Origin of the sequence: Enterobacter sp. MGH 37 (genome assembly GCF_000534515.1) — a bacterium.
Classification (GTDB): domain Bacteria; phylum Pseudomonadota; class Gammaproteobacteria; order Enterobacterales; family Enterobacteriaceae; genus Enterobacter; species Enterobacter kobei.
On the sequence record NZ_KI973205.1, the window covers coordinates 74,765 to 98,923 of the forward strand.

The window sequence follows — 24,159 nt, forward strand, 5'->3', positions numbered from 1 at the left end:
TTATTTATCACGCTGGATTATATAGTCCGCTAGCGCTTCCAGTGCCGAGGTATCCAGCGATTGTGCGGCCAGTACATTTAGCGACTGGCGGGCATCGTCAATCAGATCCCGGGCTTTACGTTGGGCTTGCTCAAGACCCAGCAGGGCGGGGTAGGTACTTTTGCCAAGCTGCTGGTCCGCACCCTGACGTTTACCCAATGTTGCAGTATCGCCCACCACATCCAGAATGTCATCCTGAACCTGGAATGCCAGACCGATACTTTCTGCGTATCTGTCCAGCGTCGGCAAGGCTTTGCGCCCTTGTTCACCCGCGCTCAGCGCGCCCAGGCGAACGGCAGAACGAATCAATGCCCCGGTTTTGTGGCGATGAATACGCTCCAGCTGTTCCAGATTAACCTGACGTCCTTCCGCTTCAAGATCCAGCGCTTGTCCGCCGCACATGCCGGCCACGCCGCTGGCCATCGCCAGTTCGGAAATCATTGCCAGGCGGTCACGGTCAGCCACTTCCGCCATCGGCGCATCGCTCAAAATAGAGAACGCCAGCGTTTGCAGGGCATCGCCCGCCAGAATGGCATTCGCTTCGCCAAACTTGATATGGCAGGTAGGTTGACCGCGACGCAGGTCGTCGTCGTCCATCGCCGGTAAATCATCGTGGATCAGCGAATAGGCATGGATGCACTCAACGGCGGCAGCCGGGGCGTCCAGCGTGTTATCGCTGATACCAAACATATTGCCTGTGGCGTACACCAGGAACGGGCGCAGGCGCTTTCCACCCAAGAGTGCGCCATAGTGCATGGCCTCAACCAGAGGAGTGTTCTGAAAAGGCTGTGGTGCAATAAAACGGCGCAGGGCGTCGTTGGCGCGAACTACACGCGCCTGAAGCTCGTTGGCAAAATCCATTTACTCGGCGTCCGGTGTGAAAGGCGTAGTTTTCGCGTCTTCGCTGTCGGAAAGCAGGATCTGCACGCGCTGCTCGGCCTGCTGCAGTTTGACCTGCCCCTGTCGCGCCAGCTGCACGCCACGTTCGAATTCGTTGAGCGCCTCTTCCAGCGGGAGATCGCCGCTCTCAAGACGGGTAACGATTTGCTCCAGTTCACTCAGCGCAGTTTCGAAACTGGCCGGTGCGTCGTTCTTCTTCGGCATAGTGAATTGACTCTTATATTCTTCGCCCCGACATGGTAACGGACTCGGGCGGATAAGCAAATAACGCGCAATGTGCACAGGAGCGGCGCGATGGTGGTATACTTGCGCGCCTGGATGCAGCCACGGGTGTGGGCTGCTGTACTCTTTTCCATTACAAGCCTTAATACGCTTGCCTAAGAAACATTGCCGCCATGAAGTTTATCATTAAATTGTTCCCTGAAATCACCATCAAAAGCCAATCTGTGCGTTTGCGCTTTATTAAAATTCTCACCGGGAACATTCGTAACGTATTAAAGCACTACGACGAAACGCTCGCCGTGGTGCGCCACTGGGACCACGTTGAAGTCCGTGCGAAAGACGAAAACAAACGTCAGGATATTCGCGACGCGCTGACCCGTATTCCGGGGATCCACCATATTCTGGAAGTGGAAGACGTCCCGTTCAGCGATATGCACGATATCTTCGAGAAAGCGCTGGTTCAGTACCGCGATCAGATCGAAGGCAAAACCTTCTGCGTACGCGTGAAACGTCGCGGCAAGCACGAATTCAGCTCCATTGAAGTGGAACGTTACGTTGGCGGCGGTTTGAACCAGCACGTCGAGTCTGCGCGCGTGCGTCTGACGCACCCGGACGTGACGGTTAACCTGGAGATCGAAAACGATCGCCTGCTGCTGGTGAAAGGTCGTTATGAAGGTATCGGCGGTTTCCCGATCGGCACCCAGGAAGATGTCTTGTCTCTGATCTCCGGCGGCTTCGACTCCGGCGTTTCCAGCTATATGCTGATGCGCCGCGGCTGTCGCGTCCATTACTGCTTCTTTAACCTGGGCGGTGCGGCGCATGAAATCGGCGTTCGCCAGGTCGCGCATTACCTGTGGAACCGCTTCGGCAGCTCCCACCGCGTGCGTTTTGTGGCGATCAACTTCGAGCCGGTAGTGGGCGAAATTCTTGAGAAAGTGGACGACGGCCAGATGGGCGTTATCCTGAAGCGCATGATGGTACGTGCGGCATCCAAAGTGGCTGAGCGCTACGGCGTGCAGGCGCTGGTCACCGGCGAAGCGCTGGGGCAGGTCTCCAGCCAGACGCTGACCAACCTGCGTCTGATCGACAACGTCTCTGATACGCTGATCCTGCGTCCGCTGATCTCCCACGATAAAGAGCACATCATCGATCTGGCACGTGAAATCGGCACCGAAGATTTTGCCCGTACCATGCCGGAATACTGCGGTGTGATCTCAAAAAGCCCGACCGTCAAAGCGGTGAAGGCGAAGATCGAAGCCGAAGAAGAGCACTTCGATTTCAGCATCCTGGATAAAGTGGTGGCGGAAGCGTCCAATATTGATATCCGCGAAATCGCCCAGCAGACCGAGCAGGACGTCGTCGAAGTGGAAACCGTAAGCGGTTTCGGCGCTAACGATGCGATTCTGGATATCCGCTCTATTGATGAGCAGGACGACAAGCCGCTGCAGGTGGAAGGCGTTGAAGTGGTGTCGCTGCCGTTCTACAAGCTGAGCACCAAATTTGGCGATCTCGACCAGAGCAAAACGTATCTGCTGTGGTGTGAGCGTGGGGTGATGAGCCGCCTGCAGGCACTGTATCTGCGCGAGCAGGGCTTTGCGAATGTGAAGGTGTATCGCCCGTAGTTTTTTGCCCGGGAATGCGGCCTGATGCCCTCACCCCGGCCCTCTCCCGCGGGGAGAGGGAGAAAACATAAAAAACGGCAACCTTTGGTTGCCGTTTTGCTTTAACCTGGCGCCACCCGGCTTTTTTACGCACTACTCTTCATAGTAGTTATAAATTCCCGCCGGCATCACCAGCGATGATGCCACCTCGTACGCTTTTTCGCGCCCGACCAGCAGGTCAATAATCTTCAAACCAAAATCAATCGCGGTGCCGGGGCCCTGGCTGGTCAGCAGGTTGACGCGTGGATCCCACACGACGCGTTTGTCCACCCACTGGTCTTCCGGGATGGTCTGCTTCAGACCGGGGTAGCCGGTCATATTGCCGATAGGGAAAATATCGTGCGGAACCAGCACTGTTCCGGCGGCGGCACAGATGGCGGCGACGATACGACCCGATAAGTGGAACTGACGCACGGTCTCGACCAGCAGCGGGCTGTCGCGAAAATATTCCGCACCCTTCAGGCCACCGGGCAGGACGATGATGTCGTAATCCCCGTCGGCCACCTGCACAAGCGGCGCATCCGCAAGCAGTTTCACGCCGCGCGAGCAGGTCACCGCCAGACTGCCATCGCTGGCAACGCTGGCGACCGTCACCTCAATACCGCCGCGCACCATCAAATCAATGGTGGTGACCGCTTCTGTCTCTTCGCTACCAGGGGCGAGGCAGATCAGTGCCGACGCGCTCATATTCACTCTCCTTACGTTTAACCAGGTCATACAAACGGGCGTTTTCCGGCACGGCGATGCCATGTGCTCGGGCACGTTTTAGCAGATAGCCGGTAATGTAGTCGATTTCTGTGTGGCGTAATGCCCGGACATCCTGCAACATTGAGGAGATATTTTCTGCCGTACTCTCAATAACCTGCTCGACATAACCGCGCAAATCCTCTGCCGAGGTATGCAGACCTTCCCGCTCAATGACCGACGCGACTTCAGCACACAGTGATGCAACCTCCTGCGGATGGTTTTTCAGCTCCCCATTCGGGCAGTTCCACAGTGCCGTCAGCGGATTGATCACGCAGTTCACGGCAAGCTTGCGCCAGAGTTGAGGGCGAATAGTGTTATGCCAGGCGACGTCCGGCAACACCTTCTGCAGCACATCGGCAAGATAACTGTAGTCGCCATCCTGTGTTCTGGCCGGTCCCATATGGGTCACGCCGCTGGCGACGTGCACGATGATGTTGCCGTCGCGACGGGCTGCTTGCGTGGTTGTCGCCATCAGCAGGGGCTGCGGGACGCTTTTCAGCTCATCAATGGTCCCCATGCCGTTATGCAGCAGCAGTATAGGGGAAGTGGAGGGGAGTTGCGCAGCCAGCGTCTTCACCGCGTCTGAGACCTGCCACGCTTTAAGCGTCACCAGTAACAGGTCACTTTGCGCCAGGAAATCGGGATCGTTCGCGGTGAGGGATTCGTTAAAGATGCTTCCGTCTTCACCAATCAGGTTTACACTGCAATAGGGCTGGGGCACGCGCAGCCAGCCCTGAACCTCATGTCCGTGCTTGCACAGCGCGGTCAGCCATAGCTGACCAAGCGCTCCGCATCCGAGCACTGTAATTTTCATTGTTCCTCCTCACCTGCAACTGCGCCAGGTGTTACAGCTTAATTATACAGCTAAGCTTCTGTTGAGTTATGCCTCGTAGCGGGTATTATGCAACGCAACAAAAGTGAAGGGAGAAGAAAAGATGCCATCTTTCGATATTGTTTCCGAAGTTGATATCCAGGAAGTTCGCAACGGCGTTGAGAACGCAACCCGCGAAGTTGAGTCACGTTTCGATTTTCGTGGCGTTGAGGCGTCGTTTGAGCTGAACGACGCAAATAAGACCATTAAGGTGCTGAGCGAGTCTGATTTCCAGGTGAATCAGCTGCTCGACATTTTGCGCGCCAAGCTGTTAAAACGCGGCATTGAAGGGGCCTCTCTGGATGTGCCGGAAGAGTTTGTGCACAGCGGTAAAACCTGGTTCGTTGAAGCTAAACTGAAGCAGGGCATTGAAAGCGCGGTGCAGAAGAAGATCGTGAAGCTCATTAAAGACAGCAAGCTGAAGGTGCAGGCGCAGATCCAGGGTGAAGAGATTCGCGTCACCGGCAAGTCCCGCGATGACCTGCAGTCCGTGATGGCGCTGGTGCGTGGCAGCGATCTGGGACAACCGTTCCAGTTTAAAAACTTCCGCGATTAATACCAAAAAGCCCGGTTCAACCGGGCTTTTTTCATGCTTTCAGGGCCTGCTCCACTTCGAAGCGGTTGGTCATTTTGCTGTCTATCTTGACGTAAGCGCTGCGCTCTTCCGGGACAATCAGGACCTCCGTCACACCCTCTTTTGCTTCCAGACGCTGTTTCAGCGCGTCGCTAATCTGAACATCATCCGGGATTTCTACCCGCAGGCTGCTCACGTAGCGCGGCTCTTTCATGGTACTGGCGACCAGCAGCCAGACTGTCGCCAGCAGTGCGCCCGCGAGAAACACGGTTTGAGAGTCAAACAGACCGTCCACCCAGCCGCCAAGCGAGCCGCCAATGGCCACGCCGAGGAACTGGCTGGTGGAGTAGATGCCCATCGCCGTGCCTTTGTAACCGGCAGGGGACTCTTTGCTGATCAGCGACGGCAGCAGGGCTTCCATCAGGTTAAACGCCAGGAAGAACAGCTGCACGCCGGCAATCAGCTCCCAAAAGTGCGGGCCGGCACCCCAGAGCACAATCTCAGCTATCAGCAACAGTGCTACGCAGCCAATAAAGACGCGCTTCATCTTGCGCTTCACTTCAGCGTAGATGATGAATGGCACGACGGAGACAAAGGAAATCAGCATCGTGACCAGATAGATTTTCCAGTGCTCGGCTGCCGGGAAGCCCGCAGCGGCCAGCTGGCCGGGAAGGGCGACAAAGGTCGACATCAGGAGGATGTGCAGACACATAATGCCGAAGTTAAGCTTCAGCAGGCGTGGCTCAACCAGCACTTTGCTGAAGCAGCCCTTTACCATTCCCGATTCACGGTTGAGGACGTGGTTTTTGCTGTCCGGGACGACCCACAGGGTTAAGGCAATACCGAGGGTTGCCAGCACGGCAATCATCCAGAACAGCGCGTGCAGGCCAAGCGCATGGGTGATTATCGGGCCCAGTACCATCGCAATGGCGAAGGTGACGCCAAAGCTAACGCCGATGAACGCCATCGCTTTAGTCCGGTTCTGTTCGCGGGTGAGATCGGACAACAGCGCCATCACGGCGGCAGCAATCGCGCCGGAGCCCTGAAGGGCGCGGCCAAGAATAATCCCCCAGATGGAGTGGGAGAGGGCGGCAATCACACTGCCCAGAACAAAAATAAGCAGGCCACCGACAATCAGTGGCTTGCGGCCAACCCGGTCAGAGAGCAGGCCAAACGGGATCTGGAAGACCGCCTGGGCCAGACCGTAAATGCCAATGGCCAGGCCAATCAATGCCTCGCTCGCCCCCTGCAGCGCCATGCCGTAGGTGGTCAGAACAGGCAGGACCATAAACATGCCGAGCATCCGTAGCGAGAAGACAGTCCCTAAGCCCCAGGTCGCGCGTAGCTCGCCTGGCGTCATTTTATAATCGTTCATTACCACCTCAGTTCAAAAGCAGGCCATAGTGTAGTGCGGGGAAGGGGCGGGGTAAATAAGGGCTTATTTAACAAATATTACATGCGTTATTAATTGATTTTGTGAATAAAAAAGGGTGCCGAAGCACCCTTTTATTGACCTGTTGTCGCTTACCAGACGTAAGTCAGCAGGTTGTGCGAATCTGGCACCATGAAATCCACGGACATCATCACGGACAGAGAAGTGATGGCGACAATGGAGAACACAAACAGCTTACGTGCCCAGACTTTGTCATCTTCCACTTTGTATCCGCGCAGCGCCATGCCAAGCCACCAGACGCTCACCGCAGCCGCTACCGCCAGATATTTATACCCGGCGTAACCACCCAGAGAGAGCATCAGCGTTGCCACGGCAAAGGCGATGATGTAAAGCGTGATGTGGTTCTTGGCAACCGAAATGCCCTTCACGACCGGCAGAACCGGGATGTTCGCTGCCTGATAATCCTTAAAGCGGAAAATCGCGATGGCATAGGAGTGCGGCATCTGCCACAGGCTAAAGATAGCCAGCAGGATCAGCGCACCGCTGTCGAACTCGTTCGTGACGGCGCAGTAGCCAATCACCGGCGGCGCAGCGCCGGAGAGAGAACCAATCAGCGTGCCGTAGACGGAGTGACGTTTCATATACAGGCTGTAGACGCCCACATAGACCACGAACCCCATCACCCCCAGCCAGCAGGCCAGTGGGTTAGCACCAAACCACAGCAGCATAAAGCCAGCAATACCCAGCAAGGTGGCGTACACCAGCGAGACGGAAGGGGCGATCAGGCCTTTCACCAGCACCCGATTTTTGGTCCTTTCCATCTTCTTGTCGATATCCATGTCGATGTAGTTGTTAAATACACAACCGGACGCAACAACCAGTGACACACCGACCAGCGTGTAAATAAAGAGGGCGTAATCAATGCTGCCTTTAGAGGCCAGCAGGAACCCTCCGATCACGGAGATCAGGTTGCCAAAGATGATGCCTGGTTTCGTTACTTGCAGGTATTGCTTAAACATACTCGCCGCTCTTAGTGAACCATCATGTTGTAGTTGAGGTTCCACATAATCCAGATGGAACCGACTACCAGGATAGCGATGATAATCACGGTAAAGATAAAGGCCGTCATGTTCCAGCCTTCATCGGACTTGGTGTTCATGTGCAGGAAGCAAACCAGATGCACCAGAATCTGAATCACCGCGGTCACCAGGATTGCTCCCAGGATAACCGGTTTAGACGCAGAACCGCTCATCACCATCCAGAACGGGATCACCGTCAGGATGATCGACAGGATGAAACCTGTCATGTAGGTTTTTACGCTGCCATGGGAAGCGCCATGATCGTTAGAATGACTCATTACATCGCCCCCATCAGATAGACAACAGAGAACACACAGATCCACACCACGTCCAGGAAGTGCCAGAACAGGCTCAGGCACAGGATACGGGTACGGTTAGTGCTGGTCAGGCCGCGACGGGAGATCTGGAACATCAGTACTGCCATCCAGATCAGACCCGAGGTCACGTGCAGACCGTGGGTACCGACCAGCGCGAAGAACGCGGACAGGAAGCCACTGCGATCCGGACCAAAGCCTTCCATAATCAGGTGATGGAATTCATAGATTTCCATCCCGATAAATCCAGCACCAAACAGCCAGGTCAACGCCAGCCAGGAGACAACCTGGCTCTTGTTGTTTTTGTACATGGCGATAGCCGCCATGCCGTAGGTGATAGAGCTGAATAACAGCAGTGCGGTTTCAACCAGAACGAACGGCAGTTCAAAGATGTCCTTGCCGGTCGGGCCGCCCGCTGTGCCGTTCACCAGAACGGCATAGGTCGCGAACAGACAGCAGAACAGAATGCAGTCGCTCATCAGGTAGATCCAGAAACCGAAGACTTTGGTCGGTCCTGTATCGTGGTGCGCATGTTCATGCGCGTGGGCAGTTGAGTGCGCCAGAGTATCAGTTGCCATTTTTCAGCCCCGCTTTAGAAATCTCGTCGAAATGCTGATTTTCCAGCTTTTCAACTTCACGGACTGGTACGTAGTAGTCCACGTCCTCGTCAAAGCTCTTCACAATCCAGCTGATTACGATGCCAGCGAAGCCAACAATCGCCATCCACCAGATGTGCCAGATCATTGCGAAACCAAATACCGTAGCGAAGGCGGCAATGACAATGCCCGCACCGCTGTTTTTCGGCATATGGATCTCTTCGTAATGAGCAGGTTGCTTGTACGCTTCACCTTTTTCTTTCATTTCCCAGAATGCGTCGCGTTCATGAACCTGCGGCACGATGGCAAAGTTATAGAAAGGCGGTGGAGAAGAGGTCGCCCACTCCAGCGTACGGCCACCCCATGGGTCACCGGTCAGGTCACGGTTCTGATCGCGGTCGCGAATAGACACGTAGAACTGAATCAGCTGAGACGCGATACCGCAGGCAATCAGCACCGCACCGCCCGCAGCAACCATCAGCATTGGGTGGAACTGCGGATCGATCTGCTGGCTCAGACGACGGGTCATACCCATGAAGCCCAGCACGTACAGCGGCATAAATGCCACGAAGAAGCCGATGATCCAGAACCAGAACGCGCGTTTACCCCATTTCTCGTTCAGCGTGAAGCCGAACGCTTTTGGCCACCAGTAGGTTACGCCAGCGAAGCAGCCGAAGACCACGCCACCGATGATAACGTTATGGAAGTGCGCAATCAGGAACAGACTGTTGTGCAGAACGAAGTCAGCACCTGGTACCGCCAGCAGTACACCGGTCATCCCACCTACGGAGAAGGTCACGATGAAGCCGATGGTCCACAGCATCGCTGAGTGGAACACGATACGGCCCTGGTACATGGTGAACAGCCAGTTGAAGATCTTCACCCCGGTCGGGATGGCGATAATCATGGTGGTGATACCGAAGAAGGCGTTTACGTTCGCGCCCGCACCCATGGTGAAGAAGTGGTGCAGCCAAACGATGAACGACAGAACGGTAATACACACGGTTGCCCACACCAGAGAGGTGTAACCAAACAGACGTTTACGCGAGAAGGTTGCTGCGATTTCGGAGAACACACCGAAGACAGGCAGAACCAGGATGTACACTTCCGGGTGACCCCAGGCCCAAATCAGGTTGATGTACATCATCATGTTGCCACCCATATCATTCGTGAAGAAATGGGTGCCCAGGTAGCGGTCCAGGGTCAGCAGCGCGATGGTGACGGTCAGAATTGGGAAAGAGGCAATAATCAGGATGTTGGCGCACAGAGATGCCCAGGTAAATACCGGCATCTTGAACATGGTCATGCCAGGGGCACGCATCTTGATAATGGTCACGAAGAAGTTGATGCCGGTCAGGGTGGTACCGACACCGGAGAGCTGAAGCGCCCAGATCCAGTAGTCAACGCCAACGCCCGGACTGTACTCAATTCCTGATAGCGGCGGGTATGCCAGCCAGCCGGTCTGCGCGAATTCGCCCACACCCAGTGACAGGTTAACCAGGATAACGCCGACAACCGTGAACCAGAAGCTCAGGTTGTTCAGGAACGGGAACGCCACGTCGCGCGCGCCGATTTGCAGCGGAACGACCACGTTCATCAGACCGATAACCAGCGGCATCGCTACGAAGAAGATCATGATAACGCCGTGGGCGGTAAAGATCTGATCGTAGTGGTGCGGCGGCAGGAAGCCGGCTTCACCCGCAGAAGCGAGTGCCTGCTGGCTACGCATCATGATCGCATCCGCAAAGCCACGAATTAACATGACGATACCGACGATGCAGTACATGATACCGAGTTTTTTGTGGTCAACCGAAGTCAGCCACTCGTTCCACAGGTAGCTCCACTTACCGAAGTAAGTGATCAGGGCCAGTAAGGCCGCGCCACCAATGATAATTGCAGCCACCGTAACCACGATAATCGGTTCATGGTAGGGCACTGCATCCAGTGTCAATTTTCCGAACATTTTCTTCCTCGGCCCCTTAGTGAGCGGTTTCCGCGTGGCTCATGTCCATGCCTTCCATACCTTCATGCGCGCTGTGCTCGCCTTCAGGCTGGGTCATGTCCATGCTCTTGCCGTGATCCATAAATTTGCCAATGACATCTTTGAACAAATCAGGTTTCACATTAGAGAAGTACTCCACCTTGTTGTATTCGCTAGGTGCAGCCACTTTTTCGAACGCCGCCATGTCAGACATGGTGTTTGGAGACTGCTTCGCTTTTTCAACCCACTGGTCGAAAGCGGCACGGTCTGGCGTTGCAATAGCTTTGAACTTCATACCTGAGAAGCCCGGGCCGCTATAGCTGGCGGAGATACCATCATAGGTGCCTGCTTCATTCGCGATCAGATGCAGGTTAGTCTGCATACCGGCCATCGCGTAGATCTGGCTACCCAGACGTGGGATGAAGAAGGAGTTCATTACGGAGTTGGAGGTCACTTTGAACTGAACCGGAGTGTTCGCCGGGAAGGCGATTTCATTCACGGTAGCAATACCCTGCTCTGGATAGATGAAGAACCATTTCCAGTCCATGGAGACCACTTCAATGGTAATAGGTTTCTCATCGTGAACCAGTGGTTTGCTTGGCTCAAGTGCGTGAGTGGTTTTCCAGGTCAGTACGGCAAGGAACAGGATGATCAGAATAGGTACCGTCCAGACCACAGCTTCCACTTTATTGGAGTGTGACCAGTTAGGGCTATACTTCGCATCTTTATTGCTCGCACGATACTTCCAGGCGAAACCAACAGCCATCAAAATGGCAGGAATAACCACAATCAACATCAGGCCAAAAGCCGTCAGTATCAGTGAACGTTGTTCCAGTCCAATCTGTCCTTTGGGGTCTAGTAGTGCAGAATCGCAGCCACTGAGTAATACAGTGCCCGCGAATAATGACAACCATCCCAAACTTTTATTGTATTTCCCGAGTCTCATTTAACGACCTCAATTCCACGGAGTCTGGTGGCGTTTAAAGTGTGGGGGCATTTTACGGGAAGGTTACATTACTGTAAACATCATTAGGCCTGTGTCAGGAAGGTGTTACCGGGTTCTGCCGCACGTGTCACAAGTGTTGCAAATTATGTCGGTTTTTATGACAGAAGCCGCATGGCGTGGGCTTTATAACGAAAGGACCCCCAAGCATACCCTAAAAGGGACAATTGGTATAACCATTGTTAAAAATAAACAAAAAATTAACAATTAATTATCAATAAAAAGACATCTAAAAAACGAAAAATCAAACTATCGGATGCTGAATCGTTTAATGAAAAATAGCGTTTTGGAACTGGAGCCAATAATTTCCAAATCCTATCCCGCACAAAACAACAAATATTTTTTTGGGGGGGCGCTGGCTATTTCGCCGTTATAATTTCGGTTAGTGATTACAACGGGAAATAACCTTTCGCATTTTTCTTCAGGTCATCTGCGTTTTACGCAACGCCATGAAATCGAGCAGACCCCCGGTCAGGATCCCGGCAATAGCCAGCAGGGCGCCCGCGTCCAGAAGAAGAGCTTCGAACGGGAGTGCCAGTGACGTGCTGGCGTTAATAATCAGCACCACAAGCCAGAGTGCCAGAGCAACGCAGCCCACCATTAACAGACGTAACGCAAAACGGTAGGCGGTATGATATTCGGTGCGCGGCATAAAGTGTTCGGTCCGCTGCGTATATTCCAGCGTCTGACGGCAGACCAGCAGCAATAAAATTCCCGGCACGGCAGCCACGACAGAGAAGAGATAAAACGTTGGCCAGCCGTGGGCTTCCACGAACCAGCCCGCAATCGGTCCAACGTACACGCGACCCACGGCAGAGAGCGCCGAGAGCAACGCAAACTGCGTAGCGGAAAATGATTTATTGCAAAGCGTCATCAACAGGGCAACAAATGCCGCGGTGCCCATGCCGCCGCAGAGGTTCTCGAAGAATACCGCCGCGGCCATGCTGATCATATGTTTATCGGTAATCGACAGCAGCCAGTAGCCCGCGTTAGAGGCTCCCTGAAGGATGCCGAAAATCAGCAGTGCGCGAAACAGGGTCAGGCGCTGCATCAGCACGCCGCCATACAGCGCGCCCACAATCGTCGCAAACAGTCCCAGCGTTTTGTTTACCACACCCACTTCACCGGCATCAAAACCGACACCGCGTATCAGGAAGGTGGTGGTCAGGCTCATGGCGAACGCATCCCCCAGCTTATAAAGGACGATGAGCAGCAGGATCAGCCAGGCATTGTTGCGACCAAAAAAGTCGCGCAGCGGTTCGGCCACGGCCTGCTCCAGCGAGCGGGGGACCGGAATGACATCGCTCGGTTCGGGAGCAAAGATCGTCGCGATAATGCACGGGATAAGCAGGGCGGCCATCAGCCAGTACATACCCTGCCAGCCGAGGTAACGGTCAGCCAGCCACAGTGCCAGTCCCCCGGAGACCAGCATCCCGAGGCGATAGCCCAGCACGCTGATCGCGGCACCGGCGCCGCGCTCTTCCGCAGGCAAAACGTCCGTCTTCCAGGCGTCAAAGACAATATCCTGGGAAGCGGAACAGAAGGCAATCACGACCGCAAGTGCGGCCATCCAGCGAAGCTGTGTGGTCGGCTCAAGAAAACCCATCGCCGCAATGGCCAGCAGCAGCAAGACTTGCGTCATCACTAACCAGCCGCGACGACGTCCCAGGAAAGGTGGCGTGTAGCGATCCATGACCGGAGACCACAGGAACTTAAAGACATAGGCCTGACCGACAAGCGAGAAGAAACCGATGGTTTTAAGGTCAATATTTTCGACCGTCATCCACGCCTGAAGCGTGCCGGAGGTGAGCGCGAGAGGTAAACCCGAGGCAAAGCCGAGGATCAGCAGAATCGCTGATTTCGGTTGCTGGAAAATGCGTAAGTAATGGCTGGACATGTTCTTATGAACTGACCCGGTGAAGCACCGGGTCAGTCGGCAGGATTAACGTGCGTTCTGCTTGATGAAGTCGTGGATGCTGGTGTCCTGCGCCATGTCGGAAATGGTATCCGTCAGCACGCTGTTAACCGCATCAGCAATATTTTTATTCGATGCCTGGAACGCGCCTTCGACAGAGTAGCTCGCACGGTAGTTTTTGGTCATCTTATTACCGTTTTTCGCGGTAGCAATGATGGCGATATCCGCTTTGGTCGCGATGTTGTAACGCACGTTGCCCTGAGACACGTCTGCGTACAGGTTGTTAACGATGATCTGCAGATCAACCGCACCGCTTGGGCCAATCATATAGCCACGAGCGGTCATTTGCTTCTCGAGCACTTCCTGCAGCAGGAAACGCAGGTCGCGGGACGCGGTCAGGGTTACCTGCTGGTTATCGCGGGTCACTTTTGCCAGAGCCTGGTCCTGACGCTGATCGGCACCGTTAATGCTCACGGTGACGCCCATCAGGCTTGGATCCTGTTGAGGCAGCGTAATTTTTGGTGAGACATCAATGGTGGTAGGCGGGGTTGCACAGCCTGCCAGCATAAAAAGGGCTACCAACGGAAAGAAGAGTTTTTTTAACATTTTCGGGTTCTCAACGAATCGTAAGCATATAAAGAGAAAAATTGCCGTCATCATAACATCGCCAACGGCGAGGGGAAGTGGTCAACGCATGTAAATTCATCGCCTTGTCCGAAAACTGACCAGCATACCCAATTTCCCCTCTCGCGAATGATGAAAGGTATGAGTCTCGCAGTGAACTTCATTCGTTTGAATGAGAAAATCAGACGAAAGCTAAATATTTGTTGTCAAGGTGTAATGGAAACGGTAAAAGCGGCTAACATTTAAAGGGATGGGTGACATCCTGGCGTTGTCGGAGGAGTAATTTCATGATGATACGTGAGCAGATAGAAGATAAATTAAGGGCAGCGTTCAACCCTGTGTTCCTCGAAGTCGTCGACGAGAGCTATCGTCATAACGTGCCGGCAGGTTCTGAAAGCCACTTTAAAGTGGTTCTGGTTAGCGATCGCTTCACGGGAGAACGTTTCCTGAACCGACACCGCTTGATCTACAGCACCTTGACGGAAGAACTCTCCACCACCGTGCATGCGCTGGCACTGCATACCTACACCATTAAGGAATGGGAAGGCTTGCAGGATACGGTTTTCGCATCACCGCCGTGTCGCGGTGCAGGCACCATCGCCTGATAAATCGGATTTGCAACGGCTGGAGCTTTTCCAGTATGTTGCTTACAGATTTCCTCAAAACGGCCTCCGGGCCGTTTTGTTTTGTCTGAGTTTTGAGCGGATGGAGCGATTTTAAGGCTAAAAATAGCCTTAAAGTGTGAAAAAAGCCGCAGCAACATGCCCCAACCGTTCTCGACTCACCTAAGTGATGCCGCTATAATGCCGCGTCTTATTGAATGTCTTCGGGATGATTCTGGCGACAGGGAATGTGAATCTGCACTAAGAGAGCATCCCGGTATAACAGACAGATTCAGAGTTGACCGAGCACTGTGATTTTTTTGAGGTAACAAGATGCAAGTTTCAGTTGAAACCACTCAAGGCCTTGGCCGCCGTGTAACGATTACTATCGCTGCTGACAGCATCGAAACTGCTGTGAAAAGCGAGCTGGTCAACGTAGCAAAAAAAGTACGTATTGACGGCTTCCGTAAGGGCAAAGTTCCAATGAATGTTGTTGCTCAGCGTTATGGCGCCTCTGTGCGTCAGGATGTGCTGGGTGAACTGATGAGCCGCAACTTTATTGATGCGATCATCAAAGAAAAAATCAATCCGGCCGGCGCGCCAAACTACGTTCCAGGCGAATACAAACTGGGCGAAGACTTCACTTACTCCGTCGAGTTCGAAGTGTACCCGGAAGTTGAGCTGAAAGGTCTGGAATCTATCGAAGTTGAAAAACCGATTGTCTCCGTGACTGACGAAGATGTTGACGGCATGCTGGACACCCTGCGCAAGCAGCAGGCGAACTGGAAAGAGAAAGAAGGCGCTGTTGACGCGGAAGACCGTGTGACCATCGACTTCACCGGTTCTGTAGACGGCGAAGAGTTCGAAGGCGGCAAAGCGTCTGACTTCGTACTGGCAATGGGCCAGGGTCGTATGATCCCAGGCTTCGAAGACGGTATCAAAGGCCACAAGGCTGGCGAAGAGTTCACTATCGACGTGACCTTCCCTGAAGAATACCACGCTGAAAACCTGAAAGGTAAAGCAGCGAAGTTCGTGATCAACCTGAAGAAAGTGGAAGAGCGCGAACTGCCAGAACTGACTGAAGAATTCATCAAGCGTTTCGGCGTGGAAGATGGTTCAGTTGCTGGCCTGCGTACCGAAGTGCGTAAAAACATGGAGCGCGAGCTGAACGGTGCTGTGCGTAACCGTGTGAAATCTCAGGCGATTGAAGGTCTGGTGAAAGCGAACGACATCGACGTTCCTGCAGCCCTGATCGACAGCGAAATCGATGTGCTGCGCCGTCAGGCTGCACAGCGTTTCGGTGGCAACCAGCAGCAAGCGATGGAACTGCCACGCGAGCTGTTTGAAGAGCAAGCGAAACGTCGCGTTGTTGTTGGCCTGCTGCTGGGCGAAGTGATTCGTACCCACGAGCTGAAAGCTGACGAAGAGCGCGTGAAAGGCCTGATCGAAGAGATGGCTTCCGCATACGAAGATCCATCAGAAGTGATCGAGTTCTACGGTAAGAACAAAGAGCTGATGGACAACATGCGCAACGTCGCACTGGAAGAGCAGGCTGTTGAAGCGGTTCTGGCGAAAGCGAAAGTGACCGAAAAAGCGACCTCTTTCAACGAACTGATGAACCAGCAGGCGTAATAACGCCCTAACGGTTTAAAGTTTGACCAAAAAACCCGTTGCCCTCCGGCGACGGGTTTTTTTTATCGCAGCTTTAGTCCTGGAAGGGTGCTAAAACGCCCTTTCAGTGTTAGCGTTACAACAAAAGGTTGTTATGCTTGAAATAGGGCGTGGCGAACCCCATAAGTATGTAATCACGATGATTGAGACTGGCTGATAATCCGTCCATAAGGTTACAATCAGTACAGCAGGTGTTTTCAATTTTGAACCAGGAGACGGAAATGTCATACAGTGGCGAACGAGATAACTTTGCACCCCATATGGCGCTGGTGCCAATGGTTATTGAACAGACCTCACGTGGTGAGCGTTCTTTCGATATCTATTCCCGTCTGCTCAAGGAACGCGTTATCTTTCTGACCGGCCAGGTAGAAGACCATATGGCTAACCTGATCGTAGCGCAGATGCTGTTCCTGGAAGCGGAAAACCCGGAAAAAGACATTTACCTGTACATCAACTCGCCAGGCGGTGTGATTACGGCGGGTATGTCCATTTATGACACCATGCAATTCATCAAGCCAGATGTCAGCACGATCTGTATGGGTCAGGCTGCATCCATGGGTGCCTTCCTGTTAACCGCAGGGGCGAAAGGTAAGCGTTTCTGCCTGCCTAACTCCCGTGTGATGATTCACCAGCCGCTGGGTGGTTACCAGGGGCAGGCGACGGATATCGAAATCCACGCCCGCGAAATTCTGAAAGTAAAAGCGCGCATGAATGAACTTATGGCGCAGCATACAGGTCAATCTCTCGAGCAGATCGAGCGCGATACCGAGCGCGATCGCTTCCTCTCTGCTCCAGAGGCAGTTGAGTACGGCTTAGTCGACTCCGTATTGACCCATCGTAATTGATGCCCGCGACGCGAGTGTGCCGCTATACTAAGGTAGGGCGGCACGCTGCTTTAAGCAGTACGCGTCTTAGAATGGCATTTGCGTCGTCATGTGCGGCACAAAGAACTTAAAAAGAGGTTTGGACTCATGACAGATAAACGCAAAGATGGTTCGGGCAAACTGCTGTACTGCTCTTTTTGCGGCAAAAGCCAGCATGAAGTGCGTAAACTGATTGCCGGGCCGTCCGTGTATATCTGCGACGAATGTGTTGATTTATGTAACGACATCATTCGCGAAGAGATTAAAGAAGTTGCGCCGCACCGTGAGCGTAGCGCATTGCCAACGCCGCATGAAATTCGTCATCACCTTGACGACTATGTCATCGGACAAGAGCAGGCGAAGAAAGTGCTGGCGGTAGCGGTATATAACCACTACAAACGTCTGCGTAACGGCGACACCAGTAATGGCGTAGAACTGGGTAAAAGTAACATCCTGCTGATCGGACCGACGGGTTCCGGTAAAACGTTGCTGGCGGAAACCCTGGCGCGCCTGCTGGATGTTCCGTTTACCATGGCCGATGCCACCACCCTGACCGAAGCCGGTTATGTGGGTGAAGACGTTGAGAACATCATTCAGAAACTGCTGCAGAAGTGCGATTACGACGTACAGAAAGCACAGCGCGGCATTGTTTATATTGATGAGATCGACAAGATCTCCCGTAAATCAGACAACCCGTCCATCACCCGTGACGTATCGGGTGAAGGCGTGCAGCAGGCGCTGCTGAAGCTGATCGAAGGTACGGTTGCCGCCGTTCCACCGCAGGGGGGGCGTAAGCATCCTCAGCAGGAGTTCCTGCAGGTTGATACCTCCAAGATCCTGTTCATCTGTGGCGGTGCGTTTGCCGGTCTGGATAAAGTCATTTCCCACCGTGTTGAAACCGGCTCCGGCATTGGTTTCGGCGCGACGGTAAAAGCCTCGTCCGAAAAACCGAACGAAGGTGAACTGCTTTCGCAGGTTGAACCTGAAGATCTGATCAAATTCGGTCTGATTCCTGAGTTCATTGGCCGTTTGCCCGTTGTGGCAACGCTGAATGAGCTGAGTGAAGAGGCGCTGATTCAGATCCTGAAAGAGCCGAAAAATGCGCTGACCAAGCAGTACCAGGCGCTGTTCAATCTGGAAGGGGTTGACCTGGAATTCCGTGACGAAGCGCTTGATGCGATTGCTAAGAAAGCGATGATCCGTAAAACCGGTGCGCGTGGTCTGCGTTCAATCGTTGAAGCGGCGCTGCTCGACACCATGTACGATCTGCCGTCGATGGAAGATGTTGAGAAAGTGGTTATCGACGAGTCCGTAATCAGCGGCCAAACCAAGCCGCTGCTGATTTACGGTAAACCGGAAGCCCAGCAGGCATCTGGCGAATAATTCACCAAATCATACAAGCAGTTAATTAAAAAGGGGGGATTTTATCTCCCCTTTACTTTTTCCGTATTCATAGCGTTGAATGTGTGGGAAACATCCCCATATACTGGATACATGTTAATGGTTATGTGAAGTACAGTGACATGACCAGCTTACCTGGCGGACACTAAACTAAGAGAGAGCTCTATGAATCCTGAGCGTTCTGAACGCATTGAAATCCCCGTATTGCCGTTGCGCGATGTGGTGGTTTATCCGCACATGGTCATACCCTTGTTTGTAGGGCGGGAAAAATCTATCCGTTGCCTCGAAGCCGCCATGGATCATGATAAAAAAATCATGCTGGTGGCACAGAAAGAAGCATCGACGGATGAGCCGGGTGTAAACGATCTTTTCACCGTCGGGACCGTGGCCTCTATTTTGCAGATGCTGAAGCTGCCTGACGGCACCGTGAAGGTGCTGGTCGAAGGGCTGCAGCGTGCGCGTATTACCACTCTGTCAGATGACGGCGAACACTTCTCTGCCAAGGCAGAGTACCTTGATTCGCCTGAGCTTGATGAGCGCGAGCAGGAAGTGCTGGTGCGCACCGCAATTAGCCAGTTTGAAGGCTATATCAAGCTGAATAAAAAAATCCCACCAGAAGTGCTGACGTCGCTGAACAGCATCGACGATCCTGCGCGTCTGGCGGACACCATCGCAGCACACATGCCGCTGAAGCTGGCTGACAAACAGTCCGTGCTGGAAATGTCCGACGTTAACGAACGTCTGGAATACCTGATGGCGATGATGGAGTCTGAAATCGATCTGCTGCAGGTTGAGAAACGTATTCGCAACCGCGTCAAAAAGCAGATGGAGAAATCTCAGCGTGAGTACTATCTGAATGAGCAAATGAAAGCGATTCAGAAAGAGCTCGGCGAGATGGACGACGCGCCGGACGAAAACGAAGCGCTGAAGCGTAAAATCGACGCGGCGAAGATGCCGAAAGAGGCGAAAGAGAAAGCCGAAGCAGAACTGCAGAAGCTGAAAATGATGTCTCCAATGTCGGCTGAAGCAACCGTCGTACGCGGCTACATTGAGTGGATGGTGCAGGTTCCGTGGAACGCCCGCAGCAAGGTCAAAAAAGACCTGCGTCAGGCGCAGGAGATCCTGGATACCGACCACTACGGCCTGGAACGCGTGAAAGACCGCATTCTTGAGTACCTCGCGGTACAAAGCCGTGTAAACAAAATCAAAGGGCCAATTCTGTGTCTGGTAGGACCGCCGGGGGTGGGTAAAACCTCTCTGGGACAGTCCATCGCCAAAGCGACCGGACGTAAGTATATCCGTATGGCGCTGGGTGGCGTACGCGATGAAGCGGAAATCCGCGGTCACCGTCGTACCTACATCGGTTCTATGCCGGGTAAACTGATCCAGAAGATGGCGAAAGTGGGCGTTAAAAACCCGCTGTTCCTGCTTGATGAGATCGACAAAATGTCTTCGGACATGCGTGGCGATCCGGCCTCTGCGCTGCTGGAAGTGCTTGATCCTGAACAGAACGTGGCGTTCAGCGATCACTACCTGGAAGTGGACTACGACCTGAGCGATGTGATGTTCGTGGCAACCTCCAACTCCATGAACATACCGGCCCCGCTGCTGGACCGTATGGAAGTGATCCGCCTCTCCGGTTACACCGAAGACGAGAAGCTGAATATCGCGAAACAGCACCTGCTGCCGAAACAGATTGAGCGTAACGCACTGAAAGCCAACGAACTGACCGTCGAGGACAGCGCGATTATCGGCATCATTCGCTATTACACCCGTGAAGCGGGCGTGCGTAGCCTTGAGCGAGAAATCTCTAAACTGTGCCGCAAGGCGGTGAAACAGCTGCTGCTGGATAAGAGCCTGAAACACATTGTGATCAACGGCGACAATCTGCATGCCTACCTGGGCGTTCAGCGCTTTGACTATGGTCGTGCGGATAACGAAAACCGCGTAGGCCAGGTGACCGGTCTGGCATGGACGGAAGTGGGCGGCGATCTGCTGACCATCGAAACCGCCTGTGTGCCGGGTAAAGGCAAGCTGACCTACACCGGCTCGCTGGGTGAAGTGATGCAGGAGTCCATTCAGGCGGCGCTGACCGTGGTGCGCGCGCGCGCGGAAAAACTGGGTATTAACCCGGATTTCTACGAAAAACGCGACATCCACGTTCACGTCCCGGAAGGGGCGACGCCGAAAGATGGTCCAAGCGCGGGTATTGCCATGTGTACGGCGCTGGTCTCCTGTCTGACAGGCAACCCGGTACGCGCTGATGTGGCAATGACCGGTGAAATCACCCTGCGTGGTCAGGTTCTGCCTATCGGCGGGTTAAAAGAAAAACTGCTGGCGGCACACCGTGGTGGGATCAAAACCGTATTGATTCCTTACGAGAATAAACGCGATCTGGAAGAGATTCCGGACAACGTAATTGCCGATCTGCAGATTCATCCTGTTAAGCGAATTGAGGAAGTTCTTACTCTCGCATTGCAGAATGAGCCGTCCGGAATGCAGGTTGTAACCGCAAAATAGTGACCTCGCGCAAAGAGCGTCAATAAAAACAAGGCTGGTAAGGCATTTCGCACTTGCCAGCCTTTTTTTGTATAGCTAATTTAGATTGCTGATTAGGTCAGCCATCAACAACGGGTGTTGTAAGGTCATGGCAGGCCTGATATAACTGCTGCGCGGTCGCGTTGTGAAGGACTCAGGCGCGATATAAATTATAAAGAGAGGAAGAGAACAGTGAATAAATCTCAACTGATTGACAAAATTGCTGCTGGTGCTGATATTTCTAAAGCTGCAGCTGGACGTGCGTTAGATGCATTAATTGCTTCTGTTACTGAATCTCTGCAGGCTGGAGACGACGTTGCACTGGTAGGCTTCGGTACTTTTGCTGTTAAAGAGCGTGCTGCCCGTACTGGCCGCAACCCTCAGACCGGTAAAGAGATCACCATTGCTGCTGCTAAAGTGCCGGGTTTCCGTGCAGGTAAAGCGCTGAAAGACGCAGTAAATTGATTGCTTTCCCGTTTCAGGGAAGCCGGAAAGTACAAGGGCGCATCATTTGATGTGCCTTTTTTGTTTGTCCAGACCTGATTTGTGCGAGTTTATGCGAGTTGTGGGCTGACAATCGCCCCGTTTTCTTGTCACAATACGCCTTTACGCGCGACGGGCAGGATTTTCCGTCAGCGTCAGGTAACCAGTCACCTACAGCGGAGTGTTGTTACACCATGATGGACAGCTTACGCACGGCTGCTAACAGTCTCGTGCTCAAGATTATTTTCGGTATCATTATCGTGTCGTTCATATTGACCGGCGTGAGCAGTTACCTTATTGGCGGTGGCGCGAACTATGCCGCAAAAGTGAATGGCCAGGAGATTAGCCGTGGTCAGTTCGAGAATGCTTTTGCCGGTGAACGTAACCGTATGCAGCAACAGCTGGGCGACCAATTCTCTGAACTGGCGGCGAATGAAGGGTATATGAAGACCCTGCGCCAACAGACGCTGAACCGTCTTATCGACGAAGCGTTACTGGATCAGTATGCCAAAAAGCTGGGTCTTGGCATCAGCGATGAGCAGGTGAAAAAAGCGATCTTCGCCACTCAGGCATTCCAGTCAAACGGTAAATTCGACAACGCACGTTACAATAGCATCGTCAACCAGATGGGTATGACGGCTGACCAATACGCTCAGGCGTTGCGTAACCAACTGACAACTCAGCAGCTTATCAATGCCGTTGTGGGCACCGATTTCATGCTCAAAGGTGAGACGGAAGAGCTGGCCGCGCTGGTGGCGCAGCAGCGCGTTGTCCGTGAAGCGACCATTGATGTTAACGCCCTGGCGGCCAAACAGCAGGTCAGCGACGCGGAACTGAACGCCTGGTACGAGCAGAACAAAAATACCTTCGTTTCTCCAGAGCAGTTCCGCGTGAGCTACATCAAGCTGGATGCTGCCGGGCTGCAGGAAACGGCGTCTGATACAGAAATTCAGTCTTACTACGATCAGCATCAGGATCAGTTCACTCAGCCGCAGCGTAACCGCTACAGCGTGATTCAGACTAAAACTGAGGCTGACGCCAAAGCGGTACTGGATGAGCTGAATAAAGGGGCTGATTTCGCCACCCTCGCGAAAGCAAAATCCACCGATATTATCTCTGCCAAAAATGGCGGTGATATGGGCTGGCTGGAAGACGCAACCACGCCGGACGAACTGAAAAATGCGGGTCTGAAAGAGAAAGGCCAGCTTTCTGGTGTCATTAAGTCTTCCGTTGGTTTCCTGGTCGCGCGTCTGGACGACATCACCGCGGCGAAAACCAAGCCGCTGGCTGACGTTCGTGATGATATCGCGGCGAAAGTGAAACAGGAAAAAGCGCTGGATGCCTACTACGCACTTCAACAGAAGGTGAGCGATGCCGCCAGCAACGACAACGAATCGCTGGCGGGTGCAGAGCAGGCTGCTGGGGTGAAAGCGGTTGAGACGGGCTGGTTTGGTCGTGACAACCTGCCGGAAGAGCTGAACTTTAAACCGGTTTCAGACGCCATCTTTAACGGTGGTCTGGTGGGCGAGAACGGCACGCCAGGCAGCAACTCTGACATCATTACCGTCGACGGTGACCGTGCGTTCGTGCTGCGCGTCAGCGAGCACAAGCCGGAAGCGGTCAAACCGCTGGCAGAAGTGAAGGATCAGGTTGCCGCTCAGGTTAAGCACAACAAAGCGGAACAGCAGGCGAAACTGGATGCTGAGAAGATTCTGGCTGATCTGAAAGCGGGCAAAGACGATGCGCTGAAAGCAGCAGGCCTGAGCTTCGGTGAAGCGAAAACGCTGAGCCGTACCGGTCAGGACCCCATCAGCCAGGCTGCGTTTGGCCTGACTCTGCCTGCGAAGGACAAACCAAGCTTCGGCACCACCACCGATATGCAGGGTAACGTTGTTCTGCTGGCGCTGGACGAAGTAAAAGCCGGTACCCTGCCAGAAGCGCAGAAGAAGGCGATGGTTCAGGGCATTACCCAGAACAATGCTCAGATTGCTTTCGAAGCCATGATGAGCAACCTGCGTAAAGATGCCAAAATCAAGCTGGGCGATGTGATGACTCAGCAGCAATAATTACGTCTCTGCTCGCAGATTTTCGTAACGCTCTGCAAAAACTAAAGGCCGCTTTCGCGGCCTTTTCCATTTCTGCAATCTGCCGTTTGTAGCTGTTTTTCCGGGCGGCTATCGTGACGTGGCTGTCAACAAACAAGGAGAAAACAGCATGAAATGTGGAATCAAATCACTGTTAATTGCGCTGGCTATTGCCACCACCGGGATGACCACGAGTGCGCTGGCCGCGACGCCCGCAGCCAAAGCACAGACGGTACAGAGCAAGTCTGACGCCTCAGCGTCAGTGCAAGGGCAATCCAAAGCGGCTGATGCCGGCAAAACGGCGGATGATGACGGTTCGCGGGTCAGTATCAATTCGGCCTCTGCGGAAGATCTCGCCCGCGCAATGAACGGTGTCGGCCTGAAAAAAGCACAGGCCATCGTCAGCTACCGCGAAGAGTATGGTCCTTTCAAAACTGTCGACGACCTCAAACAGGTGCCGGGCATGGGCAGCGCGCTGGTGGAGCGTAACCTCTCACACCTGACGTTGTAATCTCACAATTACTTGCACTGCGGCGATAATTTGCCAGGATAAAGAGGTCATACCAGTTATGACCTCTGATCCTATAACAACAGTAAA

At 53.5% G+C, this 24,159-nt stretch carries 22 protein-coding genes; 10 read left to right on the forward strand and 12 right to left on the reverse strand.

The genetic code is table 11. The features are described from left to right. Complete coding sequence (gene ispA, locus L383_RS23235; protein WP_014882763.1) at positions 1–900, reverse strand: (2E,6E)-farnesyl diphosphate synthase; 900 nt, start codon at positions 898–900, stop codon at positions 1–3. Then, positions 901–1,143 (reverse strand): exodeoxyribonuclease VII small subunit, encoded by a 243-nt coding sequence (gene xseB / locus L383_RS23230; protein ID WP_008503331.1) that lies wholly within the window; start codon positions 1,141–1,143, stop codon positions 901–903. A 191-nt stretch (positions 1,144–1,334) separates the two neighbouring features. Between xseB and thiI the strand changes: the two genes are divergently transcribed. Then, on the forward strand, positions 1,335–2,783 hold the full coding sequence (thiI, locus tag L383_RS23225) for a tRNA uracil 4-sulfurtransferase ThiI (protein ID WP_014882764.1): 1,449 nt from the start codon (positions 1,335–1,337) through the stop codon (positions 2,781–2,783). Between the two features lie 132 nt (positions 2,784–2,915). Here the strand turns inward: thiI and yajL are convergent, their stop codons facing one another. Together yajL and panE are read right to left on the reverse strand one after the other, a co-directional pair. Then, a complete protein-coding gene (yajL, locus tag L383_RS23220; RefSeq protein ID WP_014882765.1) occupies positions 2,916–3,509 on the reverse strand; it encodes a protein deglycase YajL in 594 nt (197 codons plus the stop codon). After that, a complete protein-coding gene (panE, locus tag L383_RS23215) occupies positions 3,472–4,383 on the reverse strand; it encodes a 2-dehydropantoate 2-reductase (RefSeq protein WP_023332230.1) in 912 nt (303 codons plus the stop codon). Before panE ends, yajL begins: the two co-directional genes overlap by 38 nt. Before the next feature lie 121 nt (positions 4,384–4,504). Here panE and L383_RS23210 point away from each other — a divergent pair, with 121 nt between their 5' ends. Further along, positions 4,505–4,996: a YajQ family cyclic di-GMP-binding protein gene (locus tag L383_RS23210; protein ID WP_023332231.1), complete on the forward strand. Its 492-nt coding sequence runs from the start codon at positions 4,505–4,507 to the stop codon at positions 4,994–4,996. A gap of 31 nt (positions 4,997–5,027) precedes the next feature. Here the strand turns inward: L383_RS23210 and L383_RS23205 are convergent, their stop codons facing one another. The 8 genes from L383_RS23205 to L383_RS23170 all read right to left on the reverse strand — a co-directional run bounded on the left by L383_RS23205 (position 5,028) and on the right by L383_RS23170 (position 13,901). Beyond that, entirely contained in the window at positions 5,028–6,389 is a 1,362-nt protein-coding gene (locus tag L383_RS23205) for an MFS transporter (protein ID WP_023332232.1), read from the reverse strand. 149 nt (positions 6,390–6,538) lie between these two features. Further along, a complete protein-coding gene (gene cyoE / locus L383_RS23200) occupies positions 6,539–7,426 on the reverse strand; it encodes a heme o synthase (protein WP_014882769.1) in 888 nt (295 codons plus the stop codon). 11 nt (positions 7,427–7,437) lie between these two features. After that, positions 7,438–7,764: a cytochrome o ubiquinol oxidase subunit IV gene (locus L383_RS23195; protein ID WP_006176899.1), complete on the reverse strand. Its 327-nt coding sequence runs from the start codon at positions 7,762–7,764 to the stop codon at positions 7,438–7,440. Continuing rightward, entirely contained in the window at positions 7,764–8,378 is a 615-nt protein-coding gene (locus tag L383_RS23190) for a cytochrome o ubiquinol oxidase subunit III (RefSeq protein WP_008503324.1), read from the reverse strand. The genes L383_RS23195 and L383_RS23190 overlap by 1 nt, the downstream gene beginning before the upstream one ends. Then, the gene (gene cyoB / locus L383_RS23185; RefSeq protein ID WP_014168864.1) at positions 8,368–10,359 is read right to left on the reverse strand and encodes a cytochrome o ubiquinol oxidase subunit I; all 1,992 of its coding nucleotides are present in this window, start codon (positions 10,357–10,359) and stop codon (positions 8,368–8,370) included. The genes L383_RS23190 and cyoB overlap by 11 nt, the downstream gene beginning before the upstream one ends. Positions 10,360–10,375: 16 nt before the next feature. Further along, a complete protein-coding gene (gene cyoA, locus L383_RS23180; protein ID WP_014882770.1) occupies positions 10,376–11,323 on the reverse strand; it encodes a cytochrome o ubiquinol oxidase subunit II in 948 nt (315 codons plus the stop codon). Positions 11,324–11,801: 478 nt separating this feature from the next. After that, positions 11,802–13,277, reverse strand: a complete 1,476-nt coding sequence (gene ampG / locus L383_RS23175; protein ID WP_023332233.1) for a muropeptide MFS transporter AmpG — start codon at positions 13,275–13,277, stop codon at positions 11,802–11,804. A 45-nt stretch (positions 13,278–13,322) separates the two neighbouring features. Continuing rightward, positions 13,323–13,901: a lipoprotein gene (locus tag L383_RS23170; protein WP_014882772.1), complete on the reverse strand. Its 579-nt coding sequence runs from the start codon at positions 13,899–13,901 to the stop codon at positions 13,323–13,325. 305 nt (positions 13,902–14,206) lie between these two features. Between L383_RS23170 and bolA the strand changes: the two genes are divergently transcribed. The 8 genes from bolA (at position 14,207) to L383_RS23130 (ending at position 24,072) form a co-directional block, all read left to right on the forward strand. After that, a complete protein-coding gene (gene bolA, locus L383_RS23165) occupies positions 14,207–14,524 on the forward strand; it encodes a transcriptional regulator BolA (RefSeq protein WP_013095855.1) in 318 nt (105 codons plus the stop codon). Positions 14,525–14,854: 330 nt separating this feature from the next. After that, positions 14,855–16,153 carry a trigger factor gene (gene tig / locus L383_RS23160; protein WP_014882773.1) on the forward strand — a complete coding sequence of 433 codons (1,299 nt, stop codon included), beginning with the start codon at positions 14,855–14,857 and terminating at the stop codon, positions 16,151–16,153. 260 nt (positions 16,154–16,413) lie between these two features. Beyond that, complete coding sequence (clpP, locus tag L383_RS23155) at positions 16,414–17,037, forward strand: ATP-dependent Clp endopeptidase proteolytic subunit ClpP (RefSeq protein WP_014069126.1); 624 nt, start codon at positions 16,414–16,416, stop codon at positions 17,035–17,037. Positions 17,038–17,163: 126 nt separating this feature from the next. Beyond that, positions 17,164–18,438 carry an ATP-dependent protease ATP-binding subunit ClpX gene (gene clpX / locus L383_RS23150; RefSeq protein WP_014882774.1) on the forward strand — a complete coding sequence of 425 codons (1,275 nt, stop codon included), beginning with the start codon at positions 17,164–17,166 and terminating at the stop codon, positions 18,436–18,438. Between the two features lie 183 nt (positions 18,439–18,621). Then, on the forward strand, positions 18,622–20,976 hold the full coding sequence (gene lon, locus L383_RS23145) for an endopeptidase La (protein WP_014882775.1): 2,355 nt from the start codon (positions 18,622–18,624) through the stop codon (positions 20,974–20,976). A gap of 210 nt (positions 20,977–21,186) precedes the next feature. Beyond that, a complete protein-coding gene (gene hupB, locus L383_RS23140) occupies positions 21,187–21,459 on the forward strand; it encodes a nucleoid-associated protein HU-beta (RefSeq protein WP_002444653.1) in 273 nt (90 codons plus the stop codon). Between the two features lie 212 nt (positions 21,460–21,671). Next, positions 21,672–23,543, forward strand: coding sequence for a peptidylprolyl isomerase (ppiD, locus tag L383_RS23135; RefSeq protein WP_023332234.1), 1,872 nt, complete (start codon positions 21,672–21,674; stop codon positions 23,541–23,543). A gap of 148 nt (positions 23,544–23,691) precedes the next feature. Beyond that, on the forward strand, positions 23,692–24,072 hold the full coding sequence (locus L383_RS23130; protein ID WP_023332235.1) for a helix-hairpin-helix domain-containing protein: 381 nt from the start codon (positions 23,692–23,694) through the stop codon (positions 24,070–24,072). Positions 24,073–24,159: the final 87 nt, after the last annotated feature.

Coding starts and splice junctions, on each gene's coding strand:
- L383_RS23190 (WP_008503324.1), bottom strand. CDS start 8,378: ATGGCAACTGATACTCTGGCGCACTCAACTGCCCACGCGCATGAACAT.
- cyoE (WP_014882769.1), bottom strand. CDS start 7,426: ATGTTTAAGCAATACCTGCAAGTAACGAAACCAGGCATCATCTTTGGC.
- ppiD (WP_023332234.1), top strand. CDS start 21,672: ATGATGGACAGCTTACGCACGGCTGCTAACAGTCTCGTGCTCAAGATT.
- cyoB (WP_014168864.1), bottom strand. CDS start 10,359: ATGTTCGGAAAATTGACACTGGATGCAGTGCCCTACCATGAACCGATT.
- L383_RS23210 (WP_023332231.1), top strand. CDS start 4,505: ATGCCATCTTTCGATATTGTTTCCGAAGTTGATATCCAGGAAGTTCGC.
- clpX (WP_014882774.1), top strand. CDS start 17,164: ATGACAGATAAACGCAAAGATGGTTCGGGCAAACTGCTGTACTGCTCT.
- L383_RS23130 (WP_023332235.1), top strand. CDS start 23,692: ATGAAATGTGGAATCAAATCACTGTTAATTGCGCTGGCTATTGCCACC.
- thiI (WP_014882764.1), top strand. CDS start 1,335: ATGAAGTTTATCATTAAATTGTTCCCTGAAATCACCATCAAAAGCCAA.
- ampG (WP_023332233.1), bottom strand. CDS start 13,277: ATGTCCAGCCATTACTTACGCATTTTCCAGCAACCGAAATCAGCGATT.
- tig (WP_014882773.1), top strand. CDS start 14,855: ATGCAAGTTTCAGTTGAAACCACTCAAGGCCTTGGCCGCCGTGTAACG.
- xseB (WP_008503331.1), bottom strand. CDS start 1,143: ATGCCGAAGAAGAACGACGCACCGGCCAGTTTCGAAACTGCGCTGAGT.
- panE (WP_023332230.1), bottom strand. CDS start 4,383: ATGAAAATTACAGTGCTCGGATGCGGAGCGCTTGGTCAGCTATGGCTG.
- ispA (WP_014882763.1), bottom strand. CDS start 900: ATGGATTTTGCCAACGAGCTTCAGGCGCGTGTAGTTCGCGCCAACGAC.
- yajL (WP_014882765.1), bottom strand. CDS start 3,509: ATGAGCGCGTCGGCACTGATCTGCCTCGCCCCTGGTAGCGAAGAGACA.
- cyoA (WP_014882770.1), bottom strand. CDS start 11,323: ATGAGACTCGGGAAATACAATAAAAGTTTGGGATGGTTGTCATTATTC.
- L383_RS23205 (WP_023332232.1), bottom strand. CDS start 6,389: ATGAACGATTATAAAATGACGCCAGGCGAGCTACGCGCGACCTGGGGC.
- bolA (WP_013095855.1), top strand. CDS start 14,207: ATGATGATACGTGAGCAGATAGAAGATAAATTAAGGGCAGCGTTCAAC.
- L383_RS23195 (WP_006176899.1), bottom strand. CDS start 7,764: ATGAGTCATTCTAACGATCATGGCGCTTCCCATGGCAGCGTAAAAACC.
- L383_RS23170 (WP_014882772.1), bottom strand. CDS start 13,901: ATGTTAAAAAAACTCTTCTTTCCGTTGGTAGCCCTTTTTATGCTGGCA.
- lon (WP_014882775.1), top strand. CDS start 18,622: ATGAATCCTGAGCGTTCTGAACGCATTGAAATCCCCGTATTGCCGTTG.
- clpP (WP_014069126.1), top strand. CDS start 16,414: ATGTCATACAGTGGCGAACGAGATAACTTTGCACCCCATATGGCGCTG.